The 15,913-nt window shown below is 59.6% G+C and carries 19 protein-coding genes; 6 read left to right on the forward strand and 13 right to left on the reverse strand.

Going from position 1 to position 15,913, the window contains the following annotated elements; translation table 11 throughout:
* Nucleotides 1–330 precede the first annotated feature (330 nt).
* A complete protein-coding gene (locus AAFN84_RS22270; RefSeq protein ID WP_347516898.1) occupies nucleotides 331–678 on the reverse strand; it encodes a hypothetical protein in 348 nt (115 codons plus the stop codon).
* A gap of 44 nt (nucleotides 679–722) precedes the next feature.
* Here AAFN84_RS22270 and AAFN84_RS22275 point away from each other — a divergent pair, with 44 nt between their 5' ends.
* Nucleotides 723–1,094: a hypothetical protein gene (locus AAFN84_RS22275; RefSeq protein ID WP_347516899.1), complete on the forward strand. Its 372-nt coding sequence runs from the start codon at nucleotides 723–725 to the stop codon at nucleotides 1,092–1,094.
* A gap of 611 nt (nucleotides 1,095–1,705) precedes the next feature.
* Here the strand turns inward: AAFN84_RS22275 and AAFN84_RS22280 are convergent.
* A complete protein-coding gene (locus AAFN84_RS22280) occupies nucleotides 1,706–1,846 on the reverse strand; it encodes a hypothetical protein (RefSeq protein WP_347516900.1) in 141 nt (46 codons plus the stop codon).
* A 737-nt stretch (nucleotides 1,847–2,583) separates the two neighbouring features.
* Here AAFN84_RS22280 and AAFN84_RS22285 point away from each other — a divergent pair.
* Nucleotides 2,584–3,513 (forward strand): MipA/OmpV family protein, encoded by a 930-nt coding sequence (locus AAFN84_RS22285; RefSeq protein ID WP_347516901.1) that lies wholly within the window; start codon nucleotides 2,584–2,586, stop codon nucleotides 3,511–3,513.
* A gap of 186 nt (nucleotides 3,514–3,699) precedes the next feature.
* Here the strand turns inward: AAFN84_RS22285 and AAFN84_RS22290 are convergent, their stop codons facing one another.
* From AAFN84_RS22290 to AAFN84_RS22305, 4 genes are all read right to left on the reverse strand, one after another.
* Nucleotides 3,700–3,867: a hypothetical protein gene (locus tag AAFN84_RS22290; RefSeq protein WP_347516902.1), complete on the reverse strand. Its 168-nt coding sequence runs from the start codon at nucleotides 3,865–3,867 to the stop codon at nucleotides 3,700–3,702.
* On the reverse strand, nucleotides 3,864–4,094 hold the full coding sequence (locus AAFN84_RS22295; RefSeq protein WP_347516903.1) for a hypothetical protein: 231 nt from the start codon (nucleotides 4,092–4,094) through the stop codon (nucleotides 3,864–3,866). The genes AAFN84_RS22290 and AAFN84_RS22295 overlap by 4 nt, the downstream gene beginning before the upstream one ends.
* A gap of 800 nt (nucleotides 4,095–4,894) precedes the next feature.
* Nucleotides 4,895–5,461, reverse strand: a complete 567-nt coding sequence (locus tag AAFN84_RS22300) for a PAS domain S-box protein (RefSeq protein ID WP_347516904.1) — start codon at nucleotides 5,459–5,461, stop codon at nucleotides 4,895–4,897.
* A 148-nt stretch (nucleotides 5,462–5,609) separates the two neighbouring features.
* Nucleotides 5,610–5,957 carry a PAS domain S-box protein gene (locus AAFN84_RS22305; RefSeq protein WP_347516905.1) on the reverse strand — a complete coding sequence of 116 codons (348 nt, stop codon included), beginning with the start codon at nucleotides 5,955–5,957 and terminating at the stop codon, nucleotides 5,610–5,612.
* 367 nt (nucleotides 5,958–6,324) lie between these two features.
* Between AAFN84_RS22305 and AAFN84_RS22310 the strand changes: the two genes are divergently transcribed.
* The 3 genes from AAFN84_RS22310 to AAFN84_RS22320 are packed head-to-tail and all read left to right on the forward strand — an operon-like array spanning nucleotide 6,325 to nucleotide 7,638.
* The gene (locus tag AAFN84_RS22310) at nucleotides 6,325–6,783 is read left to right on the forward strand and encodes a DUF305 domain-containing protein (protein WP_347516906.1); all 459 of its coding nucleotides are present in this window, start codon (nucleotides 6,325–6,327) and stop codon (nucleotides 6,781–6,783) included.
* Nucleotides 6,784–6,796: 13 nt separating this feature from the next.
* Nucleotides 6,797–7,282: a YetF domain-containing protein gene (locus AAFN84_RS22315; RefSeq protein WP_347516907.1), complete on the forward strand. Its 486-nt coding sequence runs from the start codon at nucleotides 6,797–6,799 to the stop codon at nucleotides 7,280–7,282.
* Between the two features lie 38 nt (nucleotides 7,283–7,320).
* On the forward strand, nucleotides 7,321–7,638 hold the full coding sequence (locus AAFN84_RS22320) for a YrhK family protein (protein ID WP_347516908.1): 318 nt from the start codon (nucleotides 7,321–7,323) through the stop codon (nucleotides 7,636–7,638).
* 276 nt (nucleotides 7,639–7,914) lie between these two features.
* Here the strand turns inward: AAFN84_RS22320 and AAFN84_RS22325 are convergent, their stop codons facing one another.
* The 4 genes from AAFN84_RS22325 to AAFN84_RS22340 all read right to left on the reverse strand — a co-directional run bounded on the left by AAFN84_RS22325 (nucleotide 7,915) and on the right by AAFN84_RS22340 (nucleotide 11,000).
* Nucleotides 7,915–8,430, reverse strand: a complete 516-nt coding sequence (locus AAFN84_RS22325) for a GNAT family N-acetyltransferase (protein ID WP_347516909.1) — start codon at nucleotides 8,428–8,430, stop codon at nucleotides 7,915–7,917.
* Nucleotides 8,431–8,698: 268 nt separating this feature from the next.
* On the reverse strand, nucleotides 8,699–9,331 hold the full coding sequence (locus AAFN84_RS22330; protein ID WP_347516910.1) for an acyl-homoserine-lactone synthase: 633 nt from the start codon (nucleotides 9,329–9,331) through the stop codon (nucleotides 8,699–8,701).
* Between the two features lie 67 nt (nucleotides 9,332–9,398).
* Nucleotides 9,399–10,124, reverse strand: a complete 726-nt coding sequence (locus AAFN84_RS22335) for a LuxR family transcriptional regulator (RefSeq protein ID WP_347516911.1) — start codon at nucleotides 10,122–10,124, stop codon at nucleotides 9,399–9,401.
* Between the two features lie 645 nt (nucleotides 10,125–10,769).
* Nucleotides 10,770–11,000: a helix-turn-helix transcriptional regulator gene (locus AAFN84_RS22340; RefSeq protein ID WP_347516912.1), complete on the reverse strand. Its 231-nt coding sequence runs from the start codon at nucleotides 10,998–11,000 to the stop codon at nucleotides 10,770–10,772.
* A gap of 226 nt (nucleotides 11,001–11,226) precedes the next feature.
* Between AAFN84_RS22340 and AAFN84_RS22345 the strand changes: the two genes are divergently transcribed.
* On the forward strand, nucleotides 11,227–12,498 hold the full coding sequence (locus AAFN84_RS22345) for a threonine synthase (RefSeq protein WP_347516945.1): 1,272 nt from the start codon (nucleotides 11,227–11,229) through the stop codon (nucleotides 12,496–12,498).
* Between the two features lie 6 nt (nucleotides 12,499–12,504).
* Here AAFN84_RS22345 and AAFN84_RS22350 read toward each other — a convergent pair whose 3' ends face one another.
* The 3 genes from AAFN84_RS22350 to AAFN84_RS22360 form a co-directional block, all read right to left on the reverse strand.
* Nucleotides 12,505–13,566 (reverse strand): pyridoxal-phosphate dependent enzyme, encoded by a 1,062-nt coding sequence (locus tag AAFN84_RS22350; RefSeq protein WP_347516913.1) that lies wholly within the window; start codon nucleotides 13,564–13,566, stop codon nucleotides 12,505–12,507.
* Nucleotides 13,560–14,498: a kinase gene (locus tag AAFN84_RS22355; RefSeq protein ID WP_347516914.1), complete on the reverse strand. Its 939-nt coding sequence runs from the start codon at nucleotides 14,496–14,498 to the stop codon at nucleotides 13,560–13,562. The genes AAFN84_RS22350 and AAFN84_RS22355 overlap by 7 nt, the downstream gene beginning before the upstream one ends.
* A gap of 267 nt (nucleotides 14,499–14,765) precedes the next feature.
* A complete protein-coding gene (locus AAFN84_RS22360; protein ID WP_347516915.1) occupies nucleotides 14,766–15,908 on the reverse strand; it encodes a conjugal transfer protein TraB in 1,143 nt (380 codons plus the stop codon).
* Nucleotides 15,909–15,913: the final 5 nt, after the last annotated feature.

Below are 15,913 nucleotides of genomic sequence, written 5' to 3' on the forward strand. Positions count from 1 at the left end.
GATCACGTGCCGCGATGGTTGGTAATGCAGTTTCGAACTGAGGAGACGTTAAATGCTTGGTGGATTGATTATGTGGATGATGGGCGTGCCGCTTATCGTGATAATTCTCTTGTTCGTGGTATTCTGACGATCGGGAGGCACAACCCTATTGGCGCCCGTGCTTCTTCCACGCCATCCACGCGCTGAAGGTCGAGGCGCGCTCGGTCCTAGATCGGCCACCGGCATTTCTGCTGGGTTTACCCTGCCCGCCCCCTGCCGCAAGATCTGGGCGCGGCGGACCGAGAGGCGAGCCGAGGTCAGTACGCCTGGGACCACGCGGGCGCGCCGGCCTCATTCTTCTCGCCACGTCGCCCGCCTCACCCACCACACCTTGTGGAGCCTACGGAGCCGGATCTTCTGGCGCTCGTCTGCTGTCGGCGTGACAACAGCGGTATCGAGAGCAGAGCCGCAACTCCCGCATTTCATCAGCCGCTCCAGGTTCACCGCCGGCACATCGCCGTAGAGCCGCATCAGGTCAGTCGGATGATACCAGCGTGGAGGTGAACATCCAACGCAGCGGGCGTTGATCAGCGAACCATTCTTGATGGCCCCGCTGAGCATCAAGGGCTGTATCCCGCGCTTCGGTCTGTATTCTTCCGGCATGAGAACGAAATAGGAACAAAATCCTTGACCGGTCAATCGGCTTGGGCCATCCTCAACCATCAATTCAAGGAGAAGACACCATGACCGAAGCCACCCCGGCAGCGACGGGCGGAGCTGCGTCGGAAATCGAACTGCGCTTGCGCTGGCGTCAGACCTGGCCGGACAAGGAGGCGCATTATACCGCCTACGCACCGGGCTTTGGCGCCGCGGTCGGGTGCATCTTTCTCATCGAGGCGGGTGAGGCTGACAGGGAATGGCTGTGGTCTATGACAGCAGACGACTACGAAATATCACGCAACTGCGGCCCCACGAACGGCGTGGATCGTTCGGCCCGACATGCCGCTAGCTGCGTCGAGGATGCGTGGTTTGCGGCCATACGCGGCACCCGGCACGATCGCCCTGTGAAGGTGAACGCGTATGCCGCGGCCCGGCATCGGCATGAAGCTGCTTAGCGACACCGACGGATTTCCTTCGAAAAATCCCACTCTCCGGACATATGCTACTTGAGCGCCCCACTCCCGCACGAATGATAAGACCACTGGCAGGGGCCTTCGACGTCTCTGACAACGACTTTGTAACCGCAGGACCCCAAGACCAGTTGGCGGCACCCTCGTACTTTGACAATTGGAATGGGCCGGCGATTTTTTGTTCGGGGCTGCGTGCGCTGCGGTGTGAACAAGGTCCAACACTTGGTTGTGGCGCTGGCCGACTAAACCGGCGTGAGTGGGAGGTTGCCGGTCAGTGCTAGTCATGCCACATGGTTTCCGTTTACCATTGGGAGACGATCCACCCGTCGGACAATCCCACCGGCGTGGGGGACACCTCAAACGAGAGTTCACAGACCACCCCATCGAACGGCATTCAGGCCACGTCCATGCGCACATTGCGCAAGCTCACAATGGCACTGAAGCTTGGCCCGAAAACGGGATTTCGGTGTCGCGATTGTAAAGCTGTCGAGAGCTCACCGAGGCAGCGACGCGGGGGGCTTGGGGTTCGGCGCCCCGATGAGCAGGGCCGAAGCCCGCACAATCAATAGCTGAAATCTCCATAAAGCCCATGGGCTCTAGGCCAAGGCCAGAACCTGGTAGCCGACCACCGTCGCAATGCCCATCACGCCAACACCGACAACCACGCGCATGAGCCACGTCCTCAAGCGATGATGGCGTGTCCGCTCCCCGGACCAATCATATTTCGACACCTGCATTCTACTTAACTCTCCGGCAACGCCCCGATCGAACAATAGCAATCTGAACAATCGGATCAAGCGCATCAGCAGGGGGTGAAGACCGTATGCGCCTGATCGGCCACTGGCGGCTCGGGCTTCGCCACGTGTGATTTTTCGGGTCTGGAAGATCCCATTGCTTATCATCGCGGCTTGTTAGACGGTTGGCACGGCCCGCTCCTTTTAGCGCGTGCTTCGCACTCACCACTGCCGCACGGGGCTATTGCACCAAGGTCTCGCGCAACGAGAGACCACCAAGGGACCGGCGTGAATCGGTGGCTGAGATACGTCGCCCTTTTGATCGCCGCCGTTGCACTTGGCGCTTCATGATGGCAGCGCACCGTTGTCTAGTGCTGCGTAATCGATATGCCGACCGTCTTCGTAGACTTTTATTGCTGGTTATGGGACGGCCTGCCTTTCCATGAGGGCTCGGCTTGCAGCTCGAATAGGTCGGTCGCAAACCCGCCGGACCTGGCGCTATGGAGCCGCCGATCGCACCGCCTTTGCAAACTGCCGGCGGCGCTGTGGACGCCCCTTGGGAGTGTGCAAGCGGTTCAAGCATCGGGCGGATAGGGGTTGGAGCATTGGCGCGTGACGAGATGCCGACCAGCGGTCGGGAAGTGGCTCCCGCTACTGCAAAGGGTTTCCGAAATCGTCAGCGAGTGCATCTATATCATATCAGGCACAGTGTCTTCCTACTGACCCCGATTCAGTCATAGATGATTGACAGGCATGAATACGCACTGTCCTGTGACAGCCAATGCAACGCCGATTTCGGTGACACCGTAGGGAACCTCTCCATCGTGGCGAAAATCAAATCACTGGCAATTCTGACAGGTCTCCTCTTGTCTGCGGGGCCTGGGATGGCAGCCGATCAATTTTCAGACGACGCGGTGGCCAGTGCGTTTCCAGAGGCTCGCTGGGGAGTGACCGTCGGTGGCTTTGCGGGTTTCGCGCCGGCCTATGAGGGTTCGGATGAATACCGGTTTGTCGGCTATCCGCTTATTATCCCCAAATACTACGGCGACAACTACGATGCTTTGGAAGCTTCGCGCGTGACATTCAAGGGCATTGATGATGTCCGTATCACCGCTCTTCGCTTTGGCCAACTCGATCTTGGTCCAGTTGTCGGATACAGCTTCGGTCGTGACGAGGACGACGCCGATCTGCTTACCGGCCTCGGCGATATTGATGGAGGCTTTAATGTCGGCGGTTTTGCAGCTTTGCGGCTAGCGCCGTTTTATGTGGACGCTGCTTATGTGACCCAGATTACCGGCGACACTGACCTAGGTCATACCATCCGTATCGGCGCAGGCTGGGAAGATGAGATTACAGAGCGCCTGACAGGACGGGCCTATCTGTCCACAGTCTATGCATCCGATGATTATATGGACGCTCATTTCTCGATCTCGCCTGCACAGGCTGCAGCGTCTGTTGCGGGTCTTCCCGTGTTTGACGCCGAATCCGGTTTCAAGAATGTCAGCTTGGAAATCGGTGGCGAATACAAGCTAACGGAACGCTGGTCGGTAAATTCGAAGCTCGGCTACTCGCGCCTCTTGAGCGATGCGTCTGACAGCCCGGTCACCGCCTCAAAGAACCAGTTCAGCGGAGGACTTGGCCTCACCTATACATTTGGCCGCACGCGGTAGATCCCGGGCAGGCGGAATGTAAGTGAACGCCGACGCACACAACGAGTGCGCTTGTAGGCGCACTGGTTTTCGGTGCGAAATCCGAGGGGCGCAAAGCCCGGTGGACATGGTGGCCCCCACGGCGCTTTGACGTCGACCTTTACCGGCCACGCGCTTACCCGCGCAGGTATCCTCGCAGGTTCGGCGTCAATCTGCGTTGTCGTTATCGGCATCCGGGAGCTCCAGATGGCCATGGCCAATGAGCCAGTCTCGAAGCGCAGCCTGAGCGGCTTCCGGCAGATCGATGCCCAACTCAGCCGCCGCCCGATTCAGGGCGATCGTTTCATCAGCGGAAAGGGGAACGGTGAGGTTCATCGCAACTGCGACTCAATGATTTCACGGGCGGCGGCGCAAATCTCCGATGCGGCGTGATCGTCGTCTTGCTGCTGATCCAACAGGTGCAAAGCCTGAACATAGACTTCGCGCACCTCTTCGTCCGACAGAATGCCTTTTGCCCCGAGCATGCCAATCATTGACGCAAGGACTGACGCCGACACAAGATCGCTCGCGGCGATGGCCGATAAGAATGGTATGTCTTTCATCGCGTGGATCTCCAGTGTCTTGCTGATCCTGCCGGGATGCACGGTCTCCCGTATTCTGAAGTATCAAGCAAGATCCTGAAGGTGAATAGTGGCGGCTCACCCGGTCTTCAACCCACTTTCACGTCTGCGGTCACCAGCCATGAGGCAGAGAATTGCCGGCCCAACTGGAAGCGAGCTGCCCATGTCCCGGCTGGAGGCGTTCCATGGCCAGCGCCAATGAAATTGGCGGGAACGCGAGGAAGATCGGCAATGGCAGGCACGAACTTGAAGGAAGATCGCGGTACTGAGAATGCGGTGATGTGTCAGTGCCCACCGAGGCGACGCATGCGGGGCTTTTTGGGTTCGCCACCTCGGCGGGCAGGGCCGAAGCCCGCATAAGCATTAGCTGAATTTTCTAAAATTCCAATGTTTTCAACTGGCAAACCACACTACAAGAGGTGCCGCTTCTCGCGGTTTTCGTACGGGCCCAATGAGTTGTGCTTGTTGTCATTGGCAGCTTCCGGCGATTTAGCTTCCGGTGCGATCCGATAGTCAGACGGGGGGAAGCTTTGCTGCGTGTTCGTCAGCGCAGAACAGTCAGTTCCTATTGCGAATGCGCTCTTTGATGCGTCGGCCAACAGGGCAGGGGTCGCTTGCGATGGAGCCTGCCAGCTGGTTACCTCCCTCTGTTGCCGATGACCGATCAGAGTCGGACACTTTTGCGCCTCACGTGGTGCACTACACCCCCGCTCGCTGCGCCAACGAGGAATGATGGCGCCCATCGTAACCATTCAAACAGGAACAGCGACCACGCAAAGCTGTCACGACTGTTCTGCGCCCCCGGGCCGGTGGTTGGGATGGTGACCTGGAACAGCAGTAGGACGAAGACGACGATCGCCATTACGACGAAGCCGATCAACGCTCCTCGGTTCGCACCTGAAAGCAACGTGGCAACAAGACCGATCGCGGCCGGAACGACAAGAACGACGAAATCGAGATAGTCCATCCCAGCTCCCCGCATCACCGAAACGATTGTGACCTACCGCAATCTCTGCCGGAAACTCCGTACCATCTGCCTTGAGCGCTGGCATTTCCAGGCGCTGACCGAGGATCCTGGCTTCGCCTGTCGCGAGATAGCGCTTCATGCCGGCCCGATGTCCGTCGCGCAACGAAGCCGGAACGATCATGCGATCCATCTCCTGCCCGAGCACGTCCTCCCGTGAATAGCCGAACACCTCTTCAGCGCCCGGGTTGAGGTCAATGAAGAGACCTTCTGCATCGACCGTGACGATCGCATCGGGCGACACCTGCATTATTGCTTCGCGTAAACGCGTGCTTTCCGCTGCCTGCTGCTCGGCTTCCAGCCGATCGGTGATGTCGACGTTCACGCCACTCATGCCGAGAAATGTGCCGTCCGTCCGATCGAAGCGAGGGCGCGCCTCCGTCCTCATGGTGCGATATCGACCATCGGCACGGCGATATCGCGCCTCGACCGTGAATGGCGCATGATCTGCCATCGCCTTGACGAAGGGCGTCTCAAGTCTCTCGATGTCGTCCGGGTGAGTGGTCGACGACCAATCGAAGGTGGAAAGGTCTTGGGGGATCCACGCCCCAGAACCCCCTGAGGGCGGAATTGAGGAAGATGCACTTTCCGTTCTCGTCACCCATCCAGAGCATGGCAGGCGAATTCTCGGCCATGTTTCTGTAGATGGTCTCGCCAGCCGAGCGGCCCAGCTGCATGACGCGATGCGTGATGTCGGCGACAGTCCCCAGCCAGCGTCGCTCGCCATCGGAGGCCTCGACAATGGCGTTCAGTTCGACCCAGCGGCCATTCCGCAATGTGAGTTCGAGAGAAATGCTCGACTGCGACGCAAGTGCAGCCAAAACTCGTTCCGCGTCGGCAGGATCGAGCAGCGCCTAGAGCGCCGCGGGACCATCCACGTCAGCCGCAAGAATCTTGCTGGCCTGATCGGAGCAAAAGCCTCGCGCTTTGCCAGAGACCGACCAGACGAAACAGCCCAGTCCGACCGCGTCTCCCACTTTCTCGAATAACTGTGCAGTTTCCATCGCCGCCCCTTCCGGTCGGCAATCTGGTCACTCGGGTGAGGATGCCGTCCCAACGAAAGGCCGCCATCATAGGGTCGGGCACGTTCCGTGTGAACTGCGAGAAGTCTCCGGTTCGTTTGGGTTGGCATATGGAACTCCACACGCGCAGCCTTCGTTGGACTTGATCCAGCAGTCAGAGGTTCCGATGAGCTACGTCCGTTTCGCGGCGATGATCGCCGTTTCCACGATCGTGATGTTCGGTTTGATGTATCTGAACACCTACGCGGCAGATCACGTCTTCTTCAGCCAGACCCGCGGCTGGATGGCACTTGTCATGGGGGCGACAATGGCGGTGGTCATGCTTTTGTTCATGTGGGGCATGTATGACAACAAGATCGCCAATTTAGGAATTCTCGTCGGCGCAGCACTCGTCTTCGCCGGATCGCTCGCATTGGTCCGGAGCCAGGCGACTGTTGGCGACGTCGCCTACATGAAGGCGATGATACCGCATCATTCCATCGCGATCATGACCAGCGAGCGAGCGCGGATCAGCGATTCGCGCGTCCGGCAACTGGCTGATGAGATCCTGGAGGCCCAGGTCCGGGAGATTGACGAGATGAATTCTCTGATCGCCGATCTCGAAGGCCTTGAAGCGAACAACTGAGCGGGAGATCCACATGAACTGGAGCGACATGTTCTTCCAGAACTGGGAAGGGATCGTGCGGACGGTGATCGTCGGCCTTCTAGCTTACGTCGTCCTGGTGATCTTTTTGCGCATTTCGGGCAAGCGAACGCTCGCCAAACTCAACGCATTCGACCTGGTAGTGACCGTGGCGCTCGGCTCGACGCTCTCCGCCATTCTCCTGCAAGAGTCGATCGCCCTTGCGGAAGGAGCGGTTGCACTTGCACTGCTCATCGCCGCGCAATTTGCCGTCACCTACACGTCCGTGCGCTCATCCACATTTGCGGATATCGTACGCTCGGAACCCGCGCTGCTGGCCAAGGACGGACGATACTGCGAGGCCACCATGCGCCGAGAACGCATCACGAAGAATGAAGCTCTCAGCGCCATTCGATCAAGCGGCGGCCATCGCATAGAGGATGTCGCGACCCTAATGCTGGAGAGCGACGGAAGCATGAGTGTCGCGCTCGCCACGCGCTAAGAAGCGTCGGCGGCGTCTCGAAGAATGGAGACGTTCCCATGATCTCACGAATGTTCAACTACCACGATCCCGCGCAGAACGAGCGTCGCAAGCGGATCTATGCCGCCTTCGAGCTATGGTACACGATCGTGGACGTCGGCGCGGCCGTCAGTTTCCTGGCGGGCAGCATATTGTTCCTGTGGGAGGACACCAAGACGGTCGGCACATATCTGTTCATCGGCGGCTCCGCACTCTTCCTGCTCAAGCCTGCGATCCGTCTGATGCGTGAATCGAAATACGCGGCCAGTGGCGAGATCGACACGCTGGCCCATCGCGCCGGATGGGTGTCCGACGGCAACGACAAAGCCTCGGGATGAACCTGCGGACAACCTGGCGCAGGAGCGTTGCGAATGCGGTACGTTTAGCCCTCCGACGCCGCCAAAATCCTCGCAGTGGTTTTTCCGACGCGCAGCTATGCTCAGCGCGCTTTGGAACGGTTGAATCGGGGGTTCATGCCTGAACTCTTCCTTGATTGGATTTCGGACAAAGAGAACAGTTCGGCCCCACAGCTGTGAAGCGCTCAGCGGCAGGCAACTGGCGGGCGCGTCAACACGCTCGCTCTCCTTTGGGGTGTCCGATTGCAACTTCGAACTTCATTTCGACTTTGGCGCCGATTGTTCGTGACGAAGCCGCTCGACAGGGGAACTCAAGATCGTCTGGCGGCCAATCAGCCCTTGAACGATCCGTCCCGTTGCTGTGAAGCCGCAAGCCGCGTTTAATGCAAGCGCTGCATCATTGGCCATATTGACGCTCGACATGATCGTGGTCACCTGGGGTCTGTTCGCCATGATCCACCGGGCGGCGAGACGGATCGCCAGCTTGCCATAGCCTCGGCCCTGGCACTGCTTGTCTATGCGAAGATTGCTGAGAGTTATGCAGCCTTGAACTGCCCAGTCGGGCAGGGCATCGGCCTCCCTGAGGACGATGAAGCCCACGACCTTGTCCTCGTCGTAGAGAGCGAACGGAGTCTGGAGAGGCGGCGATGCGCGCAGGCGATCGAACACATCGCCAATCGAGCCGCCCGCGTAAGCCTCCGACAGGGGATCGACGGCAAGACCCGCGACAATATCCTGATCATCGGAGCCGATCTCTATCAACATGGCTGTCATCTGGCACCACCTTCTGCTTTGACAATCAGGTCGTGTCAGGCGGGCGACAAATCGCACCTAGCGGAATTTCGGGATCGACATAGCGGTGATCATCTCATTCGGATACCTTCAGGAGAGTGCCAACCACTCCCTCACCATAATACTGAGCGACATTGAGAGGCGGGCGTTGCGCCGCGTCGGCCTTCTTCACTATCAGTGTGAGCTGTTGCTGAAGACCCCCGAGCTTCAATTCGAGCCACGCCTAATTTGGCAAACAGGCGACCACTGTTCAGGCCGCGTCGGTTGGCCCCGGCATGTCGATCGCGATTGGCTCTTTGATGCCATAGGCCTTGCGTGTGCTCGAGAGGGCCTCGGCGGTAATATCGATCTGGAGGGCCACGATGTCTCCATCCGGATGGTCCAGAACGTCGCCGAGCTCGATCACGCTCCAGCCAAGCGCGCGCAGCCGCTTCGGCCAGAACGACTCGCATACGACCGTGATTTTTCGCATACCGATCTTGCACGCCACCTCCATGACGCCGCAAAGGACGATCCCTGCAACCGGGGATGATCGGCCGCGAACGCGCAAGGCGGGGCTCACGAAGAAGCGAGTCCATTCTACGATGTCCGCAGCCCTTGGCGGATTGCCGCGTGCCAGGCTCGGAAAGACGTCTGCCAGAAGGTGAGGGTGCAAAGTGGGGCCGAAGCGAGAGCCGCCCACGATCTTGCCGGTGTCATCCAGCGCAATCAAGTAGATGGCGCGTTGATTATCGTACGCGTCCATCTCGATGTTGATCGGGCGTGCGACAGCCCGCCATTGGCGCTTGTCCACGTAGATCTCATGACGAATGCGAAAATAGCGCTCGAGGATGCGCCGGTGCTTCTTTCTGTTTTCCCAGGTGATGACCTGTATGCGAACCATGACATTCTCCCGCAGTTGGATGGTAGTCACGCGCTGCGGGATGTCGAATGACGGAATTCCGGCATTGCTATATCTGGATCTCACCCCTTCGGATGGCTTTCACCACGGCGTGAAGGATGTTGCTGACATCGAGCTTGTTGCGGATATTGCGATGATGGCTCTCGACGGTGTTGAGGGTGATTCCAAGTATGCAGGACACATCCTCGCCTGACTTTCCCTGGCCGGCCCATTGCAGAAGTTCCCGTTCCCTCGGTGTCAGGGGCGGTCGATCCTCATCGCCGACGGCGGTCTCCAGCCCGCCGAGCTTACGAAACGTGTGCACACAGACCGTCTCAATGAACGGCAGTGCGGCCGGAGGGACCTCCACATGTTCGCCGGCGGCGGTCACCACTGCAGGCCCTGCAAGAGGGATATGAATAGGAACGCAAAGCCCATCTCTCATGCCAAATTCCGTCGCTTCGTTCATAACCTGCCTGGCGCGTCCACGCATGCGGCCCTCAGGCAGCTGGTGCCAAAAGAATGGTCTGTCGCTCAAGCGGCTGTGTGCCGCACACGGATCATGAACGAAATGACCCTGTGCGTCGTAGCGCTCGAACCACTCAGGGGACCATCCGTCGTAAACGACTGCACGATGCCAAATACTGTCGTGGGGGACCGGCAATCCTGTGATCAACGAATTGTCCAAGCCGAACTTGTTCAACTCGGCACGGAATCTCGCCAGTACGTCTTGGGATGTCAGCGCCGCATCGATTGCGGATATGGTGTCGAAAAGCCCCGCAAGCCCCGCTTCCATCAAGATTTCTCCCGCCCATCTCGCATGAGCGAGATAGTAGATACGCCTCCTTGCGATCTTCAACGCCGCCTGTGTCGAATGTTTACTCTAGTAGTCATGTTCAACTGATGATGTTCGGAAATCCGTTTCTGAAACGCATTAATCTCCGCGATTATCGCATTCCATATATGTTGTATCGAATTGGATGCTGAATGACGTTCGTCTATCGTGCTTCTGGCTCGACATTTCGACTGCGCCTCTCCCCCGCTTTTCTCACGCGAAGACTGCGCGAGCCGATCGGTGTGCACAGCGTGATGATTTGCCAGCGGTCAGGCATGGTTGGGCGGCACATTGAGGCATGGCGCTCAACTGCTTCAGTTTTGTTTCATGCAGTCGGTCGCACCTGTCAGATCGTCAGGCGAGGGTGTCATCTGGATTGCTGCACCCCGATGGTACCGTTGAAGAGGAGGGCGCACCCGCACGCCAGACGCGCTTGGCGCGCCTGATTTTTCACCGACGCGACATCTGGTAAAGTGGGAGGTCTTGACCTTGGTCGCATCGGCTGCAGGCTCCTCCCCATGATGACTTCAAAAGGGAAGCACAGCATGGCTCGAAGGCGCACTGTGCCGTCGTCGTTTTGGGATGAGTGCGTTGTGACAGCTATGCTCAGCGAGCCCCGTGCCGTGGCCGATGATCCAGGATCAACTCGTGCGCCTTGACATTCAGGGCACGGGCCAGAGATTCGAGCGTGTCCAAAGTGGCGTTTTGCCGTCCGGCCTCAACATTGCTTATGTGAGCCCGCGTCAGGCCCGAAACGAAAGACAGCTGCTCCTGCGATAGCCTTCTTTCCCTTCGAAGCCGCTGCACGTTCAAGCCAAACACAGCGCGAAGATTCATGCCGCGAGACTGTGCCGATGCACATTTTAGTACGACACACTATAATGCACATTCTGCGTTGACACAGTGGCCCCTGACTGTTTGAACCGGCTGCCACACAGCGACCCCGGATATGGGAGACACAATGCCCCCCGACCTTCTCGGCACGCCTTTGGACAATGTAAGCGAGCCCATCGCTGATGGGCGGCCACGGTGGCTTTCCGATCACAGGAGCGATCCGTCGAAACTGGACCGATCCCAAGTCGTCGGATTTGCATGCCTGCGTTGCGAGGCGTCCTATCCGGCGACGATCGAACTTGATTCCACAGGATGCCCGGCTTGCCGGGAGACAGCTCCCTCAAATCTACGCCCATGCTATGCCGCGGCTGCGACGCCGTCAGCGGGTGCACAGCGCGCACGACACTCACTCTGGCGCTATGACCATGTCCTGCCATGCGCGGCACACGACGCGGTTTCGCTCGGTGAGGGTTTGACGCCCCTTACCGAAGCGACACGCATCGGCCGCTACCTGGGCGTGCCAAATCTTGCCATCAAGGACGAGGGCCGCAACCCGACCTGGTCACACAAGGATCGCTTCTCGACGGTGGCCGTATCGGTCGCGCGCGCCAGAGGCTCGCGGGTCGTCGCTACGGCCTCATCTGGAAATGCCGGCGCCTCGCTTGCCGCTTACGCCGCACGCGCGGATCTGCGCTGTGTCGTGACCACATTTACTGGATCGGCCGGCCCGATGCTGGCCCAGATCAGGAAATATGGTGCCACGGTAGTGCCGCTGGTCGACAAAATGGACCGGTGGACGCTGCTTGCGCAAGCCGCAGAGCGTCATGGTTGGTTCATCGCATCGCCTTACCGCGCGCCAGTCGTAGGCAGCCACCCGCTGGGCATCGAAGGCTACAAGACGATTGCTTATGAGCTTGTCGAGCAGTTGGACGGTCAGGCGCCCGACTGGTGCGTGCTGCCCGTGTGTTATGGCGACGCTCTATCCGGTGTCTGGGCAGGTTTCTTGGAACTGTTTGCACAAGGCACGATTGTGAAACTGCCAAGGATGGTGGCAGCCGAGGTGCACGGCACGCTGGCACGCGCGCTTTCCACAGGAAGCGACATGCTCGAAGAGCGCGATGGCGGGTTCGAAAGCCTTGCCGTGTCGATTGGCGCGCCGCGCAGTGCCTACCAGGCCCTCAAGGCGCTGCGCGACTCCTCCGGTTGCGCAATACCCGTCAACAATGATGGGCTTGTGGACATGCAGGAGCGTCTGGCCCGCAGTGAAGGGTTGTTTGCCGAACTGGCGTCCGTCACGCCGCTTCTGGCGATCTCAAGACTGCGCAGCGAGGGCGTCATTGCCTCCCATGATCGTGTGGTCGCGGTGGTCACCGCCAGCGGATTGAAGGATCTTGATCGATCGGTCGAGCAGTCGGCGAACGATGTGAGCTTTCAATCGACAGATCGAGCCTGGGAGTGGCTGGGTCGCAACCGTGCCGCGTTGATGGCTCCTCAAGTCTGATCGGTCTCAAGACCGTCCCGGCGCAGGCTCCTGATTGTCTGAATGGGCGCCCACGACCTCGGCAAGACTCCGCCTTTCCCAGGCAAACCGGGTCCATTCTGCCTCGGACGCAGGTTCAATGGCGCTGAGCAAGATCGGTTCTGGCAACGTCGGCGAGGACCAACCGGGAAGTTTGGCAAGCCATGCATCATTAAAAACGGTGTCGACATAACGATATCCTTCGTCCGCCATGATGAGCGCGACCCGCGCGTCGGGATGACTGCGTGCCACCCACCGGGCAGCCAGCGCGGCGGCCGCGCTTGTTGGCCCCTGAAAGATGCCATGCTGTCGCAACAATCGACTTGCCTCCCTGAAAGCAGGGTAGGCACCGATCCAATGCACTTCGTCAACGAGGTCATGCTGCAGATTGGCGGGCAGAACGCTGTTGCCGAGACCGCGAAGGAGCCGTTTGCCAGCTGGCTGGCCAAACAGGACGCTACGATGTGTGTCGACCGCGATGATTGCGAGATCCGGAAACATTGCCCGCAGGAACGTGCCAGTCCCGCACAGCGAGCCGCCACTTCCCACACACCCAACCAGATAGTCGATCTTGCTGACCGTACGTACCAAGAGTTCGGCGAGCCTTGCATAGGCAATGGCGTTTTCCGGATTGTCATATTGCCGTGGCCAGAAGCTGCCCGGCTCGTAGCGTCGAATGCGATTGACCTCATCGAGGCGCGCTCGCTGATCACCGTTGCCTTGCTCGTCCGGGCTGACGACCAAGCTTACACCTAGCATTTGCAGACGTCTTGCGTAGGTCGCGTCAATGAGGCTTGCAGCAGTGACCAAGGTCAATGGATATCCGCGGGCGGCGGCGAGCAGAGCAAGCGCCATTCCAAAAGTGCCGGATGTCGTTTCGACAATGCGTGTCCCAGCAGTCAGCACGCCGTCTGCGCAAGCGCGATCGAGGATATAGCGCGCCGGCATCAGCTTCATGAGTGGGAAGGCTGCTGCGAACACGTTGGGCGCCAGCCTGGCCATACGCGGGGTTTCCAGCGCCCGGAAATAATCGGCGCCCAAGGCTACCATGCCGCCCCGCCACGATGGGTCGGACAGATCTCCACATCGACAAATCCGGCCGTCTGCAAAGTTGCCGCGGCGCGCCTGCTGCGCTGCGACACATCCTTGTCGGCGACGTCGAACAAGATGCCGACCAGCGAGCCGCTATGCGCCACCTGAATGCCACAGGCACCGGCGCTCTGTGCGATGGCCATAGCCTGTTCGAGATGCTGCTTGGGCAACCGCCGCTGACTGATCCATGCGCTCGCGGTTGCCGCGCGGCCAAGACAGATCGGGTCCTGATGACGGATGGCATGAGCAACCAGGCCGCGCAGGACGCGAAATTGCTGGATCTCCTGACCATCATAACGTGCGGGTGATAACTTCAAGGTGTCGATCGGCAGCCCACCATTGGCCTTGCAGCCGACCACGAGCATGGGCGGCAGGGCGCCGCCGAAATCCTCCAGGACGATACCCTCCCTTTGGGCGAAGAGGACGGCCTGATCATCGAACGCGATGGCATCGCTGGCTTGTTCGGCGTCGACCGCTATGCGAGCGATGCGAGGTGGTGCCAATGGCTGGGAATATGCTGCCGCCACCGCGCGGATGGTCGCAACAACATCCGCAGTGGAAGAGCCATAGCCATGACCCACCGGAATGTCACTGTCGATCTCGAGCGCTCCGCCTGCAGCGATACCGAGATGATCGAGCGTCAAACGCGCCGCAGTGACGGCCTTGGTCTTGCCACGCGCATGGACGGTGATGACGCGTGAAGCGGCGGGCTGGAAATTGGCCCGCGCGGTCTTGCATGGCAGAGGAAGTGTGACCAGACCGCGATGCAGCCGCCCGTTTTCGTCTTCGAAGACGCCTTGCAGCAACTCTCCATGATGAGCAATCGCCATCCCGACACCGTGGTGTGGGGAAGTACGGCTGTTTCGCCTCGATTTCGAGCCCGCTCCCACGTTTATCTCCGTCCTCACAGTCGATGGGGCAAGTATGTTGGCGCGGCGTAACCCTTCCCTCATCAGATTCCGGGATTGACGGCCAGCGCGGCTCTAGACCCGGCAGATCCGCGGGCGTCAGGACCTTCCGCGGCAAACTGCTGCGCAATGTCCATCTAAGCGCAGTTCGTCTCATGCCTTGGCGTTGTCAGGGCAACCAAGCAAGCGGCGGGCGCACGTGCAGAACTTTCGGTTCGATAAAGACAGGGCGCCGACGTGGCGGCTCCTTTAGGTGTTGAAGGCAAGGACGAGAGGGCGATCGAAGAGCCGCGCCCATGCCCTGATCCCGGCCTTCTGGATGGCGACGATATTGGTGCCTTGCGTCCACCAGCCATTGCCGGTGGCGACAATGATGTCTGGAGAAAACACCGCTGATTGCACGATCGGCCAGACGAGCAGTTGTTCATAGCAGATCAGCGGTGCGATTTGCCGCCCTGCGAGACTGGCGATTGGGTTGGCGATAAAGTGCGCTCTTGCACCCGCGACCTGCCCCGACCATGACAGCCATGGTTGCCACATGGACACCGGGACCGGCATTCTTTCCCGGTAAATCGTTTTCGCGCCATGTCGGGAAATCTCCATCATGACATTGTCGTAGCCATTGTGAACGATGGTAACGGCGCCGGCATTGACGACGACATTCAAGCCTGCAAGTGCGTTGCCCCAGAGCTTTTCCGTCGTCGGGGTCCAGATCCCCAAAGCCCCCTCGGGCAGGACGATGACTTTGGCTCCATCGGCCGCCGCTTCCCGCACCAGCCCGATGGTATCAAGATGCTGTCGATATCCCGCAGCGTGCCCGTAGCCGCCGCGAAACTGCGTGTCGACCCCGACCCATCCCGGCAGGCTTTCGGGCAGTGTCCATGTGGCGGCGGACAAGCACCAGAACCCGCCAAGTGTGAGAATGGCGATCGACCGATATCTTGTGGTCATGACGACCAGGCCGATCGCCGCCGCGACCAGTCCCCACCAACCCCACCCCGGAAACAGTATTCCTGCCGCGGTAATGGGATGCGCCCAACCCACAATGCCAAACGGTGGAACGCTCATAAGAGCCGCGGCGAAGGCATATCGACCAACACGTCCCCAGCCCGGTCGAGCGGTCCAGGCCATGGAATGAACCAGAACGAAGCCGGCGGAAGCAGCCAGCCAGAGCGCTAGCCCGGCGCTCATGTCGGTGCCGTAGAAATTCGCCACGCCCTGCGGCAACCCGCGGGAAGCCGCAAGAAAATAGGCCCCCGCCACCGTGACCGCCACCGCCCGCCTTGGTGCCATCGACCAGAGTGCTGGAAAAAGCACCGCAACTGGCAAAAGGAGGGGATCACCGCTCCAACCAATCAGCCCCGCGACCATGGCGACGATGGTCAGCCCCACGGATA

It is taken from the genome of Mesorhizobium sp. CAU 1741, from assembly GCF_039839275.1.
In the GTDB taxonomy this organism is placed as follows: domain Bacteria; phylum Pseudomonadota; class Alphaproteobacteria; order Rhizobiales; family Rhizobiaceae; genus Aerobium.

Bases quoted from the DNA above. Each gene is read 5' to 3' on its own strand.
- AAFN84_RS22275 (WP_347516899.1), top strand. From the start codon at position 723: ATGACCGAAGCCACCCCGGCAGCGACGGGCGGAGCTGCGTCGGAAATC.
- AAFN84_RS22280 (WP_347516900.1), bottom strand. From the start codon at position 1,846: ATGCAGGTGTCGAAATATGATTGGTCCGGGGAGCGGACACGCCATCAT.
- AAFN84_RS22285 (WP_347516901.1), top strand. From the start codon at position 2,584: ATGATTGACAGGCATGAATACGCACTGTCCTGTGACAGCCAATGCAAC.
- AAFN84_RS22290 (WP_347516902.1), bottom strand. From the start codon at position 3,867: ATGAACCTCACCGTTCCCCTTTCCGCTGATGAAACGATCGCCCTGAAT.
- AAFN84_RS22295 (WP_347516903.1), bottom strand. From the start codon at position 4,094: ATGAAAGACATACCATTCTTATCGGCCATCGCCGCGAGCGATCTTGTG.
- AAFN84_RS22310 (WP_347516906.1), top strand. From the start codon at position 6,325: ATGAGCTACGTCCGTTTCGCGGCGATGATCGCCGTTTCCACGATCGTG.
- AAFN84_RS22315 (WP_347516907.1), top strand. From the start codon at position 6,797: ATGAACTGGAGCGACATGTTCTTCCAGAACTGGGAAGGGATCGTGCGG.
- AAFN84_RS22320 (WP_347516908.1), top strand. From the start codon at position 7,321: ATGATCTCACGAATGTTCAACTACCACGATCCCGCGCAGAACGAGCGT.
- AAFN84_RS22325 (WP_347516909.1), bottom strand. From the start codon at position 8,430: ATGACAGCCATGTTGATAGAGATCGGCTCCGATGATCAGGATATTGTC.
- AAFN84_RS22330 (WP_347516910.1), bottom strand. From the start codon at position 9,331: ATGGTTCGCATACAGGTCATCACCTGGGAAAACAGAAAGAAGCACCGG.
- AAFN84_RS22335 (WP_347516911.1), bottom strand. From the start codon at position 10,124: ATGGAAGCGGGGCTTGCGGGGCTTTTCGACACCATATCCGCAATCGAT.
- AAFN84_RS22340 (WP_347516912.1), bottom strand. From the start codon at position 11,000: ATGAATCTTCGCGCTGTGTTTGGCTTGAACGTGCAGCGGCTTCGAAGG.
- AAFN84_RS22350 (WP_347516913.1), bottom strand. From the start codon at position 13,566: ATGGTAGCCTTGGGCGCCGATTATTTCCGGGCGCTGGAAACCCCGCGT.